This is a genomic window from Okeania sp. SIO2F4 (genome assembly GCF_010672385.1).
In the GTDB taxonomy this organism is placed as follows: domain Bacteria; phylum Cyanobacteriota; class Cyanobacteriia; order Cyanobacteriales; family Microcoleaceae; genus Trichodesmium.
Window position 1 is genome coordinate 1 of sequence record NZ_JAAHGT010000144.1, and the last position, 14,887, is coordinate 14,887.

Annotated in this window: 14 protein-coding genes; 3 read left to right on the forward strand and 11 right to left on the reverse strand. The window is 35.4% G+C overall.

Features of this window, described 5'->3' with window-relative positions:
* Positions 1-1,015: 1,015 nt before the first annotated feature.
* Positions 1,016-1,555: a hypothetical protein gene (locus F6K22_RS11760; protein WP_293097414.1), complete on the reverse strand. Its 540-nt coding sequence runs from the start codon at positions 1,553-1,555 to the stop codon at positions 1,016-1,018.
* A gap of 539 nt (positions 1,556-2,094) precedes the next feature.
* On the opposite strand from F6K22_RS11760, the gene ruvB reads away from it, so the two are divergent.
* Positions 2,095-3,249 carry a Holliday junction branch migration DNA helicase RuvB gene (ruvB, locus tag F6K22_RS11765; protein ID WP_293097416.1) on the forward strand — a complete coding sequence of 385 codons (1,155 nt, stop codon included), beginning with the start codon at positions 2,095-2,097 and terminating at the stop codon, positions 3,247-3,249.
* A 330-nt stretch (positions 3,250-3,579) separates the two neighbouring features.
* Here ruvB and F6K22_RS11770 read toward each other — a convergent pair whose 3' ends face one another.
* Positions 3,580-4,155, reverse strand: a complete 576-nt coding sequence (locus tag F6K22_RS11770) for a DNA-binding protein (protein WP_293097419.1) — start codon at positions 4,153-4,155, stop codon at positions 3,580-3,582.
* 840 nt (positions 4,156-4,995) lie between these two features.
* Between F6K22_RS11770 and F6K22_RS11775 the strand changes: the two genes are divergently transcribed.
* Entirely contained in the window at positions 4,996-6,870 is a 1,875-nt protein-coding gene (locus F6K22_RS11775; protein WP_293097421.1) for an efflux RND transporter periplasmic adaptor subunit, read from the forward strand.
* Between the two features lie 95 nt (positions 6,871-6,965).
* Here F6K22_RS11775 and F6K22_RS11780 read toward each other — a convergent pair whose 3' ends face one another.
* The 6 genes from F6K22_RS11780 to F6K22_RS11805 form a co-directional block, all read right to left on the reverse strand.
* The gene (locus F6K22_RS11780) at positions 6,966-7,859 is read right to left on the reverse strand and encodes a hypothetical protein (protein WP_293097422.1); all 894 of its coding nucleotides are present in this window, start codon (positions 7,857-7,859) and stop codon (positions 6,966-6,968) included.
* A gap of 13 nt (positions 7,860-7,872) precedes the next feature.
* Positions 7,873-8,847, reverse strand: a complete 975-nt coding sequence (locus F6K22_RS11785) for a radical SAM/SPASM domain-containing protein (protein WP_293097423.1) — start codon at positions 8,845-8,847, stop codon at positions 7,873-7,875.
* A 272-nt stretch (positions 8,848-9,119) separates the two neighbouring features.
* The gene (locus F6K22_RS11790) at positions 9,120-9,314 is read right to left on the reverse strand and encodes a hypothetical protein (protein WP_293097426.1); all 195 of its coding nucleotides are present in this window, start codon (positions 9,312-9,314) and stop codon (positions 9,120-9,122) included.
* A gap of 195 nt (positions 9,315-9,509) precedes the next feature.
* Entirely contained in the window at positions 9,510-9,968 is a 459-nt protein-coding gene (locus F6K22_RS11795) for a GNAT family N-acetyltransferase (protein ID WP_293097428.1), read from the reverse strand.
* Positions 9,969-10,024: 56 nt separating this feature from the next.
* Positions 10,025-10,564, reverse strand: coding sequence for a class I SAM-dependent methyltransferase (locus F6K22_RS11800; protein ID WP_293097431.1), 540 nt, complete (start codon positions 10,562-10,564; stop codon positions 10,025-10,027).
* A 3-nt stretch (positions 10,565-10,567) separates the two neighbouring features.
* A complete protein-coding gene (locus F6K22_RS11805; protein ID WP_293097433.1) occupies positions 10,568-10,789 on the reverse strand; it encodes a class I SAM-dependent methyltransferase in 222 nt (73 codons plus the stop codon).
* A 311-nt stretch (positions 10,790-11,100) separates the two neighbouring features.
* On the opposite strand from F6K22_RS11805, the gene F6K22_RS11810 reads away from it, so the two are divergent.
* A complete protein-coding gene (locus tag F6K22_RS11810; RefSeq protein ID WP_293097435.1) occupies positions 11,101-12,486 on the forward strand; it encodes a helix-turn-helix domain-containing protein in 1,386 nt (461 codons plus the stop codon).
* 798 nt (positions 12,487-13,284) lie between these two features.
* Here F6K22_RS11810 and F6K22_RS11815 read toward each other — a convergent pair.
* The 3 genes from F6K22_RS11815 to F6K22_RS11825 form a co-directional block, all read right to left on the reverse strand.
* Positions 13,285-13,557, reverse strand: coding sequence for a hypothetical protein (locus F6K22_RS11815; RefSeq protein WP_293097438.1), 273 nt, complete (start codon positions 13,555-13,557; stop codon positions 13,285-13,287).
* Positions 13,558-13,651: 94 nt separating this feature from the next.
* Complete coding sequence (locus F6K22_RS11820) at positions 13,652-13,939, reverse strand: type II toxin-antitoxin system RelE/ParE family toxin (protein ID WP_293097440.1); 288 nt, start codon at positions 13,937-13,939, stop codon at positions 13,652-13,654.
* Positions 13,924-14,121 carry a hypothetical protein gene (locus F6K22_RS11825; RefSeq protein WP_375340154.1) on the reverse strand — a complete coding sequence of 66 codons (198 nt, stop codon included), beginning with the start codon at positions 14,119-14,121 and terminating at the stop codon, positions 13,924-13,926. The genes F6K22_RS11820 and F6K22_RS11825 overlap by 16 nt, the downstream gene beginning before the upstream one ends.
* Positions 14,122-14,887 lie beyond the last annotated feature (766 nt).

The window sequence follows — 14,887 nt, forward strand, 5'->3', positions numbered from 1 at the left end:
TAATGTGAATAACAGGTTTAGGTTAACTAACCTATGAGTATTTATCACGGTTAGCCAACTACTAAGCCTGCTAGTTTTACGGACAATACCTTTCATCTCGATAATGGATAATTGATAATGGATAATGTGATAATGGATAATTGATAATTGATAAGCTAAGACACATTTAAAATGCGTTTTAGCCAGTCATAAATCAGAAGCCAGTAGGGGTGATTCGCGAATCACCCCTACAAAATCAATCAGAATTTTACTCTTCACTGCGCACAGAACAAATATGCGGTTTAAATGCTTAACAGTTTAATGGATAATTGATAATTGATAAGTGCATAAGCAAAATTAATTACAGATTTTGTTTCTAAATTATCAAGCAATTTTTTGAAATATTGAAGTAAGCTGTTCAATGTCATTTTTTCTAAAAGCTTTCTACTTTATTGATTGAAGTATCTAATAAATCTCATGATTTCATAAATACGCATTTTTTTTATACCATACATTCCCTCTACTAAATATGTATGTGTAATTAATTTTTCATAACTACTTAATTAATCCCCAAAGATTTAAAGCCTTCTATTTCAAGAGAAAAAATTGTTAGGATATTTCCGGACTTGATTAAATTCAATTGTTTTAACCAGAGGTAATTAATAATTGATAATTAGGGTTTGCTGATGGATAATTGATAATTAATCTCCAGAGATTTAAAGCCTTCTATTTCAAGAGAAAAAAGTGCTAGAATATTTCCCTACCTGATTAAATTCAATTGTTTTAACCAGAGGTAATTAATAATTGATAATTAGGGTTTGCTGAAAAAGTATTTTTAAGGAGCAAAGGAGCAAAGGAGCAGGAGAGGAATTTTTTTCCCAACTCTTGCCCAAAATGCTAACTTTTTGAGCGTTTTTAATTGAAACACGCGCTTGTTCAACCTAAAAAGACTTTAGCCTTTATCTGTAAATGCTTTTATATTCGATCGGTAAACCCTAGTTAGAAATAGTTTTAATTATCCATTATCAATTATCCATTATCCATTAAGTAAAGGTTCTATTGCTTGTTCAATAGCCTTTAACTGCTCAGTATCGTAACCCCAACGTTCGAGAAAGTCTTTGTAATTTCCCTCGCCAGTAGTTGTACCTTGATATAATTCCTGAATATTGCCTGATAAGCTCGGTATATTCACACTTTTTATTAGTTTTGTGGTTCTTGCTCCCACTCTTTTAGATTCATTAGCTGTCTCTTCATCTTTATTTCTTTGATGATAGACTACCATTGCTGAAGACATGGCCAGATTTTTTACTAATAACTCTACCACTACTTCTGGAGCTGATTCTAAGGCTCTAAATATTGATGGTGATGGATTATTTGCTAAAGGTCTAGAATCTGTAAGATAACTAACGAAAAATCCTCTAGCACCATTTTTACTCTTGACTAAATTGCCAATTAATAGTTCTATTTCAGCTTCCGATAGCTGGCCTGTTTCTATCTCAGACATAATTTCTTGAGTCACGGCGATCGCTTCTTCAAATGTTATATTTTCTGGTACAGACAATGATGTTGATTTCATAGGACATTTTCTTAAATATTCAAGAATTTAGAATAAGACCATGCAGAATGCAGAATTGTTCAATTAAGAAATTAACGTGCTTAAGTACATAACCAAAATTAATTACATATTTTTTTCCTAAATTATCAACCACTATTTTGAGATATTCAAGTAAGCTGTTAGATACTATTCAAACTCAAAGCTTTTTGCTTTATAGTAGAAAGTATCTAATAAGTCTCATAATCTCATAAATATGTATTTGGCTTTTATACTATATATTCCTATTGCTAAGTATTGGTAATTAATTTTGCAAAACTACTTAACCATTTTTTCATGCTAAATTCTAAATTCATAATTTGACTATATAGCAATCCGCGCATAGGTTGTAATAATTCAAACACTAGAAATAAGCTCCGAAACTCTTACCCATTAGCTATTGTCTCCAAATCTATTTCCAAGAAGTGGCAAAATTTTTAAGACTAATAAAATAGGATTGCTATAGTTTATACTAACTATGATAATGAACGAATAACTTAGCAATCATTTCCTATTTCCTAGTTATGGCCATAATTTCTTCTAAAAAACAATCTCCTCAACCAGAAAGGCCAGATAAAAACATTTTCTTAGCCTCCGAAAAAAAAACTTCATATAAGACCAAAAAATCAAAATCTCAATCTGAATCAGCGGAATTAGATGCTTTATTGGCAGTAGAAGCAACTACTGAAGAAAAAGGTGGTAATCAAAATGAAGAAAAAATCCGACCTCAAAGGTTAGATGAATATATTGGGCAGAAAGACCTGAAAGAAGTATTGAATATTGCGATTTCGGCGGCTAAGTCTAGGAAAGAATCTCTAGACCATTTACTATTGTATGGTCCTCCTGGATTGGGCAAAACTACTATGTCTCTAATATTGGCAGCAGAAATGGAGGTTAATTGTAAGATTACTACTGCACCTGCTATTGAAAAACCTAGAGATATAGTTGGTTTGCTAGTAGGTTTACAAAAAGGGGATATTTTGTTTATAGATGAAATTCATCGCCTTTCTAAAATGACAGAAGAAATTCTATATCCGGCGATGGAAGATTTTCGACTGGATATTACAGTCGGGCAAGGTAAAACTTCTAAGACTAGGAGCATTCCTCTAAAACCTTTTACTTTGGTAGGAGCAACTACTAGAGTGGGTTCTTTGACCTCTCCTCTACGCGATCGCTTCGGAATTATTCAGAGGTTACGGTTTTATGAGGTTGATGAACTGAGTTTAATTATTATCCGAGCAGCAAAACTTTTAAATACGGATATTACGGAGGATGGTGCTGAAGAGGTTGCCCGTCGTTCCCGGGGTACCCCTAGAATTGCTAATCGTTTACTGCGGCGGGTGAGAGATTATTCGGAGGTGAAAAAGTTGACTCCGATAAATGCTGAGGTTGCAGGTGAAGCTTTGGAGTTGTTTAATGTTGACCCTCTAGGTTTGGATTGGACTGACCGTAATTTATTGAGAACGATGATTGAGAATTATAATGGTGGGCCTGCTGGTTTGGAGACGATGGCTGCAGCGACTGGGGAGGATGCTCAAACTATTGAGGAGGTTTATGAGCCATATTTGATGCAGATTGGGTTTATGCAGCGCACTCCTCGTGGTCGGGTTGTGACTTCTGCAGGTTGGAGGCATTTGGGTTTTAGTCCGCCGGATGAGCAGTTGAGTTTGAAGTTATAGAGAAATAGATATTTTATAGATATGTTTATCATCTAGATTTACTATTAATTTTGACTGGAAAAGCTAATTCTTGTAGAGGTTATAGTGAATCTATAAAATAACTGCAAAATAAATAGGGAATGTTTAATGGGTAAAGGTTTCGGAGTTTATTTCTAGTTTTTGAATTGTTACAACCTATGCGCGGATTGCTATATAAAGTGAAGTATAAAATTGAGACTTATTTTGGCGATCGCTATATCTTTGATATAGGCAGCCAAAACTAGACAGCAAAAAATAGAACAGAACATACATACTGCTCAAAAATCTTCCTTCTCAAACTAACTATTTATACTAATTATTTAATTTCTTCTCTATATTACCCTTATTTTTTTGCTTTCTCTTTTTAACTTTTGATTTTTTATTCTTGAATCTTGCTCTTTGCTGAACTACTTCCGGAGGCGGACCATAATCTCCATCCGAGAAATATAACCGCTCTACTATATGTTGTGGTTCAACTTCTATCCACAAGCGGGCACCTCCAGCTTGACTTCTATTAGGCTGATGGGGTTGATAAACTATTTGGCAACCGCCGTGAATTTTCAGAGCATGGCAATAATCCTTTTTATTTCCTACTTTCACAGCAACTGCCGGATGAGAAGTTCCATTATCTCTGTTGTAGTCAATAGTTTTTCGTAGCACATGAATAATAGTTTTGGCTTCTCGTTGAAATTTATTCCAAGTACCTTCAGGACCACGAGTACCTGGTATAATTTCTGGCATTCCCCGATTGTTGACGGGCATCATCCAACGTCGGCCAACTTTTTTTGCACCGATGACTCGCTTTTGATTCAATAGCAATCGTAATCTACCTGTTGAGATATTAAGTAGAAATGCTGCTTCTGTTGTACTTACCAATGAGAGACTCATAACTATAACGTTGGGGTTTTTAAACTATATCTAATAATATGATAAAATTTTATGGCTATGTTAATAAACTAATTTAAAATTATCTTTTTTTATTCAGCCACAAAAAAATTTATCGATCTAAAATAAATATGGCCATTACTTGTCCGAAAAGTAAAGTAATATTTTTTGGAGAAGCTTAGTGCAAAAAGTTAAAACTAATGCGTTTTCTTTGTATCCAGAGGTTAAAACTAATGTGTGCAGTTAAGGATTTTTGATAAATCAGCGATCGCCAAAACCTTATCTTTGCATTGTTTATTAACTAGGAATTACGCAGAAACAGGATTATAATGAAATATTTTGCATTAGCCCAAAAAACAATAATCATGGGAATAAACCAGGTTTATTGTTTGGGTGCGTAAGTCCTGATTAGAGCTTGCTGACAAAGATCTGTTAGTGAGGGAAGGGAATTGGGAATAGGCACTCTTGCAATTATTGCAGGTGTTAATTTTTCTGCATTTTTCTAAGTGTTGTGAGGAAAAATCTCAAGGAGTGAATATTAATTTAGTAATTTTTCGGCATTTTTTTCAAGGTTTAGCATCACTTAAACTGATGATACACAAGGATTATTATATTTATTCAGTCAGCCCTAATTCACCTAGGTTTTTGATGAAACTAATCTGAATCTAAGATAAGAGTTTTAAGATAATTACTTGTATATAGTAATCTAGAAAAATTGGCTGCTGATGTTTAACCCTTAATATCTAAAGTTACTCAAAAATCAGAATTTAGAGACCTTAGACAAAGATATTACTGTTAATTAGGTTCTAAAAAATAAATACTAAAATTTTAAAGATTAAAGCTATGCCAAACATGAAATTATCCGAAACTAACATTCAAGACAAAACTGAATATTTAGAAGACGCCATACAAAAAGATAATAACGGAAAACGATATCAAGAAAAAAAAACAATTTCTCAGTGGTCTCAACCTCACAATAGAAAATTTACTAACCTCCTGTGGCTAATAGTAATTATTAGCACTCTCGGAGTCGGATTTGTGGGAGGACAATGGTGGCAATCTCATAGCAATGAAACACCAAACCAACCATCAAAACCAGCCCCAGGTAGACGACGAAGTATCTTGGTTAAAGCAATACCAATAAAAATTACCTTCCTCCAAGAAACTTCAGAATTTGTGGGAACTATGGAAGCAAAACGCTCTGTCAGAATCAGACCAGAAATAGATGGTAGGGTAGTAGAAATCTTAGTGCAAGAGGGAACCTTTGTCTCAGAAGGGCAGGCGATCGCTAAACTCAAGAGTGATAATGTGGAAGCCAATTTAAGAGCAGCCCAAGCTAATCTCCAGCAAAGGGAAGCAGGTTTAGCACAACTGAGAACAGGAGCCAGACCAGAACAAATTGCAGCAGCTAGAGCTAGGCTCGAGCAATCTCAGGCTACCTTGGCTGAACTGAAAACAGGAGCCAGACCAGAACAAATTGCAGCAGCTAGAGCTAGGCTCGAGCAATCTCAGGCTACCTTGGCTGAATTAGAGGCGGGTACTCGTGATGAAGAGATTGCTCAGGCAAAAGCAGAATTACAAGAGGCAGAAGTACGACTAGAAGATGCTAGATCCGGTAGTCTTTTAGAAGAAATTGCCCAAGCAAAGGCACAAATACAAGTACAACAAGCAGAATTAGAATTAGCTAGGGAACAAGTTAGGCGAAATGAAAAGTTAAGAGCACAAGGAGCGATTGCTGAGTTAACTTTTCAGGAAATTTTTCAAGAGGAGAGAGCAGCTCAGGCGAGGGTAGAGGAGGCAAAAAGAAGAGTTACCGAGTTGGAAAGAAATCGAGAATCTATGATTCAAACATTAGAAGCGGCATTAGAACAACAACGGCAGATATTGAGAAGGTTAGAAAATGGTACTCGTCCGGAAGAAATTGCTAGGGCAGAGGCGGAGGTAGCGGAGGCTCGTAGTAATTTGGAGGAGTTGCAAAATGGTAGTCGTCCTGAAGAAATTGCCAGAGCAGAGGCGGAGGTAGCGGAGGCTCGTAGTAATTTGGAGGAGTTGCAAAATGGTAGTCGTCCTGAAGAAATTGCCAGAGCAGAGGCAGAGGTAGCAGCAGCATTAGCAGAGGTCGAAAGTTGGCAGGCTGAGTTTGAGGATACAGTGGTTGTAGCTCCTTTTGCAGGTGTAATTGGGGATATGATTGTCAAGATAGGGGATTTTGTTAATAGTGGTGACACTATGACTACTGTGACGGCAAATCGGGTATTAGATATAAATTTACCAATTCCGTTGGAGCGACGAGGAGATTTGCGACTGGGTTTACTTGTGGAGATTAGGAGTTCGGAAGGTAAGGTTTTGGGAATTGGGAAAGTTAGTTTTATTTCTCCTACTGTTAGTGATTCTCAAACTGTTTTGGTTAAGGTAGATGTGGATAATAGGGCTGGAAATTTAAAGGATGGTCAGTTTGTAGAAGTTAATATGATTTGGGAGGAGCGTCAAGCTTTAGTTGTGCCAATGACGGCAGTGGGTTTTGAAGGGGAGACAAGGTTTGTATATTTGTTGGAGGGAGAAGGTGAACAGCAAAAGGCAAGGCGTCAGATTATTGAGTTGGGTTTGGTTCGGGGTGATATGGCTGAGGTGGTGTCTGGTTTGGAGTCTGGCGATAAGTTGATTGTTTCAGGTATACAAAGGTTGAATGATGGAGTGGCTGTGAAGGTTTTGAAGTAAGCATTCAGCCGTCAGCTATCAGCTATCAGCAATTGAATAAAAGGCGTCGCTCCTAAAGTCTGGTTGGTTTGGAAAGGAGCGATCGCTATTTATGCTTAAATTTTTTCCTGCACAGTATTTTTCTTTTCTTTACTTTGAATTTTGTACCGATGAGCTTCACAAATGCTTCTAAAATTCAACCCTTCTGATGCTACATTAACTAGGTCTAGTTTTGGTCCTTGACTTGCTAATTGCTCCAGGTTTAATGAATGATGTTTTATTGTTTCCCAGACCACAGGTAGAGGCTGTTGAATGGTTCCAATAGAAGAACTTTCAATACCAACAAGACCCATACAGGGATAGATTAAACCATCGTAATTTATGACAAAACCAAACCATTTTGTACATGGGTTATAATCTCCCCAAAAACGCCTTTTACGTTCCCTTAAATTTGGCATTATTTCGTATATAGTTTCGCCGACTACTTGAGAGCGAGAAATTCCACTATTTAACCAAAAAGATACCGATCCAATTAAGGTTAAATGTATTTTCTTCAACGTCATACTTTCGACAAGAGAAATAACAAAATCTCCTTGTAAGGTTGTTAAACTAGGGTCACTAGCATCAATAATCAGTAACAAATTTTTGAAATTTTCTGTTAGCTTTTCTAGTGCCGAATAGAATTCGTGGCATTCTCCTAGAGAAATTTTAAGAGATACATAAAAATCACACTCTAAACACGAAATCAGTAGATTTTCAAGTTCTGAAATGTTAGCTAGTAATCTATCAGCAAAAATTGTTACCCCTCGCTTATATAATAAATGAAGATTATTACCGTCCTTTATGCCTGTTTCTGCTTTGTACCATTCATCAAAACGATGCAGCCAATTTCCAATAGGATGACTGACTTTATTATTTACATTACTAACTTTATCTCCAAGAAGGATACTGACCGAACGAAAATCCTGTAATAGCACTACCATACCTCCGAAACTATTAACTAATGCCATGCAAATTGCTTTTTTATTGAAGTTTTTGAAAATAATTTTTTATGGTTTCAGCCATCTCTTGATTTGAAAAAATGCTCCAACATAAGTTACACAGGCTGGAAAAATCTCTACCTAACTCAAACCCTGCATCTTCTAAAATAGGAACCAAAGAGCCTGCACCTGAAAAAACTAAAAAACGAAGTAGTAGGGAACTATTCATGCTTTCGGCAATCTCTATAATAGAGCTATCCTTAATATTGCCAAATTGTACTGTTTTTGTTTGGTCAAATCCAGCACAACATGGGAAAACATTACCAGAAGCGTTAATAGTTAAGTTCAACAGACTATGACATGAATATCCCACATTTTTAATGTTAAAAATTTCTGATTTAGGTATATTTTTTACTGCTCTTCCTGTATGCATAACTGGAGCACAACAGACGCTATCAAGGCAGGATAATGCTTCAGAATCAAGCATAGCAATGGCAACTTCAGCAGTTTCTTCTTTGGTGGATAGTATTCTAAGAATGATTTGAATGTTATTGTCATAGGCAGACTTAATGCAATTATTGACAGCACTGATGGGAATAAAATCAAGATGCCAAGCATCCCAGCTAACTTCCATGCGAGTCAAACCTGCCTCACGAATATCTCGGCAGACACGAGCTGCTTTTTCTTCATCCTTTGCCCAGTAAGCATTAGTAGTTGCAGAAATTTCTGTATAGCCATTTTTTTTAGCTTCTTCAAAGCAGTCTATACATGATGGAATATTCAGAAACGCTTCTCCCCCTGCCAGATGAAAATGAGGTTTTAAAGTAGGAATATTGACAGCTTCTCTTATTACTTTTTTGATCGTTGCAGTGGATAGCTGATTATCTCCGAGCAGCTCGGAGCCTTTTGGTCCGGAAGATTGGTAACACATAGAACACTTTGCTGTGCAGCGTGTAGTGCTTTCGATAACCAAACAATTGTAAGTAAGTGGGAAATTAGAAAGCAAGTCCTTTTCCATAGTTAATTACTAAGTATCTAATGACAATGTGCTATTTGTTTATAAAATCAGCTTTGAGAAATGAGAAAAAACTTTATAGCGCTACGCATTAAGGCTCTTGACATTTCGCGCATCCTGAAACCCTTTAACAGTTTACTATTCCCTCCATACCTATTCCCTATTCCCGATTCAAGTAGCGCTATAGCTTTTTCGTGAATTGGTTTGCTACTGAGCCAATTCATGTGACCATAAAAGCCCTGCATTACTTACAGGGTTGTTTACATACAATTCAGCTACTTTTTTGCGGCAGCGGCAGCAGCAGCAGCGGCAGCAGCAGCAGACGCGGCAGAAACTTTAACAGTAAAAATTACCGTAATAACTTCTCTAGTATCCTCTAATCCGTCTTGGGTATTTTTCAGTTCTCGGAAAGGATTACGTTGAGATGCAGCAATCAATTCATCGGGAATGTAAATATTGACGTTTTTCACCTTATTAGTACCTCATACAATCTTTAATACAGTTGTCGCAATAAAATAAAATTAATTTAAACTTTATTAGGACTTAGGCAGTACAACGTATTTTCGTCCGAAGCGACCGACTCTTAAGCAATCTCAAATCCTAGTTTTTCCTACCTCATGCGTAAGTCCTGTTTATTTTATTGTTTTTTGACATTCTTACAACAATTATAAACAACTAGAAATAGTTAAAATATGGTGTTTTTGCTGTAATTTAAACCCTCTTTTTTGATAAAAAAGCTCTATTTTGGGAGGATGAAATCCTGCCATGCTGCCCATTGTGATATAAAATACTTGATTATCCTTCGCATAATTTTCAGCAGCTTTCAACAACTTAACATTTTCGATATTGCCTCTGTACTCTGGTCTAGAGAACCAAAATAATTCTTCTAAACCTTTTTGTCCGCTATACAGATTAGGCTGTTCTACCATGGCCAGAGCAGAAATAATTGTTTTATTAGAATCTACAACCCATATTCGTAACCATTCTTCTAGAGATTCCAGAGTCCTTAAAAAATACGGACGCGAAAAGTCACCAACTACATCACCGTAACCAGATTCAGTAGCAAAGCACTCAACTAAGTCAGCAATACCTGGCAAATCTTCTTGACAATACTGCCTAATCATATCAACCTGTATTTTCTCATTTTTAACATCTTGAATTTTCTAATTTTAATAGATAGTTATTTTTTGGCATATATCGCCACCTTGAAAGAGGATTCAGGGTCATCAATAGGTTCCATATGTGTTCCTAAAAGTTTGTAATAACGAATATCCTGAAAATTTGCTTTGACTAACAAATTTTCAATATCTTCTATGGCAAAAACAGTATTAGATGCGTAATGTTCAAATTTTTCAAATAAATTATTTTCTACCTTATAAAATCCCGAAAATTTGAGATAACCCCTGTCATTTATACCATCGAAGTATCCTTTAGCAATTACTGTAAAATCATCATTTTCTGTTATAGAAACGTTATTGTTGGTAGCTATTCCTGCTTTCGTGTTTATATCAAAAATAAATACTCCATTATCAACTAAGTGATTAGAAACACACTGAAAACATCTGTTTAAGGCATCTAGGTCTTGAAGCAAATTGAGAGAATCAAATGTCGAAACAGCAAGTCCAAATTTTTTGTTAAGAGTAAAATTAGAAGCATCAGCTTTGACCCATTCTGCATTTCTGTGATACTCTTTTGCTTTCTTTTCAGCTATTTCTAACATTTTTTATGAGAGATCTATTCCTATAATGGAGAATCCCTTTTCAAGAAAATAACAGGCTAAATGACCTGGACCGCAGCAAATATCAAGAAGTGTCTTTTCTTTGGCAAATATTGGTTCTTTAGAATACATATCGTAAATCTGAGGAGCTAAGTTAGTAGCAAAGCCAAACCAATATCGATCATAAACTTTTGAAAATTTTGGAGGATATACCTCTTTGTTTTGCATAGATACTGCTTTTGTTTTGTTTTATATGAAAGACTTCAACAAAGTAAATATTCTCTAGAGTTGCTATATATATCAGTCTAATCGCTCCTTTAAAATACCTCCTAATGCCTCAAAATTAAAATTAATTATTATATCTATATTATATTCGTATACATCTCTATTATGACTAATCAAAAAATGCGAATTAGTGGTAAAAAGCAATTTTTTTCAGAATCTATTTAGTGTTAAAAAGTATGATTTAGCTTCTTAAGTAAGAAAAAGTGTGATAAGGTTATATGATGCAAAACTAAACTACCAGTCTACCTGTAGCTATGGATATTGAGACATTGGTTGAATTAACAGACAACCTGGTATTTACTTACACGAAACAACATTTAGATTCTCTACAAAAGGAAGTCTTAAAAGGTACTTTGAATGGTAAAAAATACCCCCAAATAGCCGATGATTGTAAACGTCATCCTGACCATATCAAACAGGTAGGTACAAAATTATGGAAACTTCTGTCAGATGTATTAGACAAAAATATCAAAAAATCTAATGCTCGTTCCATATTAGAAAATTTCTACTTTTCACATATTTCAAATACAGCTAATGACTGGGTAAATATTAATAGTCATCATATAAATATCTGTGGAGAAAACAGACAATCTCCCACCCCTAAAAACAAATCTTCCCCTACTCCCACTGACCAAAACCAAAACAAAACTAACCCAGAAAATAATTATGATTTATCTGAAGCTCCAGATTTATATTCCCTGTGCGATCGCCACACGGAACTTACCACCCTCAAACAATGGATAGAAAACCACACCCGCATCATCACCATATTAGGATTAACTGGCATCGGCAAAAGTACCCTTACTGTAAAATTAATTCAACAAATAAAAGATAAATTTGATTATATAATCTGGCGAAATATTGATAATTACTCCTCCTGTGAATCTCTACAAACAAACATTATTCAATTCTTATCTCAAACAGATTCTCCCTCTCAAAAACCAGAAAAAATTTCCAATTCTCAAACCATCAACAATCAACTAATTGATTACCTCCGTAAACATCGTTGTTTACTGATTTTTGATAATTTACAAGAAATATTTGCCAGTGGAAAATTAGCTGGTACTTATCTGGAAAAACATGAAAATTATGGTAAATGTTTTCAACAAATAGCCACATCATCCCACCAAAGTTGTTTATTACTCCTCAGTCAAGAACAACCAAAAATAACATCAGGCAACAATCATATTCAGACCTTAAAACTTGATAGTTTAGGAAAGTCAGCAACAGCAATTTTAGAAAGTAAAAACTTAACAGATAAAGATCAATGGTTAGAGTTGATTAATCTCTATAGTGGAAATCCTTTATGGTTAAACATTATTGCCGATGCAGTAGAAGATTTATGTGATGGAAACGTCGCTCAATTTTTATCTTGTAAAAATCTATATTTAGGAGACTTAGAACCGATATTAGAGATAATTTTTCAGCATTTGTCCGAGCTAGAAAAACAAGTAATATTATGGATAGCAAATCAAGAAACAGCAGTAGATATTTCCAATACTCCCCCAGACTTTCCACTCTCCCACTCAGATTTATGGAAAGCAATACAATCATTGAAAAGACGTTGTTTAGTAACAAAAAAAGATAATTTATTTGCTATTTTAACTGTGTTGAAACAGTATATTATCTCGAAAAAATAAGGTCTTAAGCCTTCTGCCATTTCCAGGGGATGAAAAAAATAAATTTCAGTATTTCACCAGAGGTACTGATAACTGATAACTGATAACTGAAAAGACGTTGTTTAGTCACAAAACAAGATAATTTATTTGCTATTTTAGCCGTGCTGAAGCAGCATATTATATCGAATTATTTACATTAACTCACTCAAATTATGCAGGATACTAGGCTGATTAAGAAACCGGGTTTATGGGAGACAGATGTTACCGAAAAATTTTGGTTTAAAGCCTCCCCTTTTAAGGGGATAATAATTAATTATTCATTATTAATTATTAATTGTTGAATATAGTTAGGCATTTCATATAAACCTGGTTTCTATTTAGGGCTTGCTAATTAGGGCTTGCTGATTAAATCTGAAAGTATTTACAGAGCAAGCTTTTAGTCTTTTTAAGTATTGAAAAAGTGGGAGATTTTGAGTTGAAAAGCCTCAAAATGTTAGTATTTTAGACCCATAGTTGGACAGAGAAATTGAGGAACAATTCTAATGGTACTTAAACATTTTATGGTCGAAAAAATGCCTCAAAGTCTCTCTAGATAAGAGAATTACGTCGATGCCCTAAAAATGGCTAGAACCGTTGGTAATTCAAGATTTATGCCTTTTTGACGTAAAAACCTTTACCTGTCTATATTTGAGCCTGTTTTCTGGTTCGATTTTGTTTAAGTCCCGCTAACTCCTAACTCCTCTAAATTCCCATTTCTACTGACTCCGTACGGACGTTGCATGCAACGTCCCTACTACTACAAATAGCAAAAATACTTTTTCAGCAAACCCTAATTAATCTTAAAGTATTGACAGATAAAGGCAAAAGCATTTTTGGGGCGGAAAAAAGTACAAATTTTTCAGCTTGAGTGACCAAAAAATTAGTACGCGCAGCAGACAAGAACAGAAAGATACAGCTACAATTATTCCTCCTACTTTCTCTGTCTCCCCACACCTCCCAAACTTCCCACACTTCCCACACTTCCCACACTTCCCACACCTCCCAAACTTCCCAAACTTCCCACACTTCCCACACTTCCCACACTTCCTGCACTAACTACTCCCTACTCCCTACCTAGTCAAAAAACCGAGCTTCTCGATGAAACTCGGTTCTGAGCTGATATTAGATTGGGAGCGATCGCCCCTACCTACAAATTCAATAACCTTTTTCCATGAATAACAGCAGCAACCATTACCACATCACCCTTAACTTTATAAAGGACTCGATAACTATAAGCATAATCTTGTCGATAACTATCATCACCAAACTCCTTGACTACTTCTCCCCCTAAAGGATTATTAATCAAATTTCTAGTGACATTAATTATCCTGTGGACTACTGCCGCAGCATAGGAAACAGAGTCACGAGCTATGTAGGAAGCGATCGCATCCACATCATCTATAGCTTTAGAAGACCAAACTACTTTATAACCCATTTACTCAAAAGCCCTTCAGCTTCTTCTTGTGTAATTTTTCTTTCTTTATCAGCTACTTCTAAACCATGAAGAACTTTTTCAATTACATATAAATGATATTGAACATCTTCAAGGGAGCAATTATCTGGCAATTTGCTTAATAGAGATTCTACTTTTTTCTTAGCGGTACTCATAAAGTTCATATTATTAAGTCACTGTTCCTAGGTGTACATGAGCCACTGGACAGCGACATCTGGTGTTTTGCATTTTCGCGCTTTCCAGACATAAAAAAGCGAAAAACACACCTCTTCCCAGAGGAACCCTAAATGTATTAATCATTTTTATTTGTAATTTTGTTATTTTGAAACCAGTAGGTCTCATATAGTTCCTTTAATTTAGATGGTTTCATGTTCCAGCGCCTTTCGCAAAAAAAATAGTTCAGATTATCGCCGACCTTGGCTCTAGATAATAAAATAGGTAATATACCTACTAATAATATAACAATCTGATTGAACTTTTGAAAGAGAATACTATAATTTTGAGTTTTCTACTATCAGTGTAATTACTTATAATTAGTCATTTATTACTCTATCATCTCTGTTAATTTATATATAACTTGTTAAAGACTACTGAGAGATATTCACATAAAAGTTTTACCTTCTACAGATGACTGTCAAATATAATTTGGCAGTATTGAAAGGGATAAGCGATAAATGGTCATCATTACTTGATGGCCAACTACCCATTCCCAACTTAAAAGTTTCATATACTATCAAGAGCTTATCAATTGACACTCCCTGCTAATCGCGAGACGGGGATTCTTGGCTCAACTACTCGCCATCACTTGACAGGATTTCTCCAATCAAGCCAGGGGGTGTGTCTCCCCAAGGGTAAGTTCCGGTGTGCCCCACCCTACTGAGCGCTTTTTGTAGGATTTTTTTTGCTGCATTAATATCTCTGTCTTCCACA

Coding starts and splice junctions, on each gene's coding strand:
- F6K22_RS11810 (WP_293097435.1), top strand. CDS start 11,101: ATGGATATTGAGACATTGGTTGAATTAACAGACAACCTGGTATTTACT.
- F6K22_RS11800 (WP_293097431.1), bottom strand. CDS start 10,564: ATGTTAGAAATAGCTGAAAAGAAAGCAAAAGAGTATCACAGAAATGCA.
- F6K22_RS11785 (WP_293097423.1), bottom strand. CDS start 8,847: ATGGAAAAGGACTTGCTTTCTAATTTCCCACTTACTTACAATTGTTTG.
- F6K22_RS11775 (WP_293097421.1), top strand. CDS start 4,996: ATGCCAAACATGAAATTATCCGAAACTAACATTCAAGACAAAACTGAA.
- F6K22_RS11760 (WP_293097414.1), bottom strand. CDS start 1,555: ATGAAATCAACATCATTGTCTGTACCAGAAAATATAACATTTGAAGAA.
- F6K22_RS11805 (WP_293097433.1), bottom strand. CDS start 10,789: ATGCAAAACAAAGAGGTATATCCTCCAAAATTTTCAAAAGTTTATGAT.
- F6K22_RS11770 (WP_293097419.1), bottom strand. CDS start 4,155: ATGAGTCTCTCATTGGTAAGTACAACAGAAGCAGCATTTCTACTTAAT.
- F6K22_RS11795 (WP_293097428.1), bottom strand. CDS start 9,968: ATGATTAGGCAGTATTGTCAAGAAGATTTGCCAGGTATTGCTGACTTA.
- ruvB (WP_293097416.1), top strand. CDS start 2,095: ATGGCCATAATTTCTTCTAAAAAACAATCTCCTCAACCAGAAAGGCCA.
- F6K22_RS11820 (WP_293097440.1), bottom strand. CDS start 13,939: ATGGGTTATAAAGTAGTTTGGTCTTCTAAAGCTATAGATGATGTGGAT.
- F6K22_RS11825 (WP_375340154.1), bottom strand. CDS start 14,121: ATGAACTTTATGAGTACCGCTAAGAAAAAAGTAGAATCTCTATTAAGC.
- F6K22_RS11780 (WP_293097422.1), bottom strand. CDS start 7,859: ATGGCATTAGTTAATAGTTTCGGAGGTATGGTAGTGCTATTACAGGAT.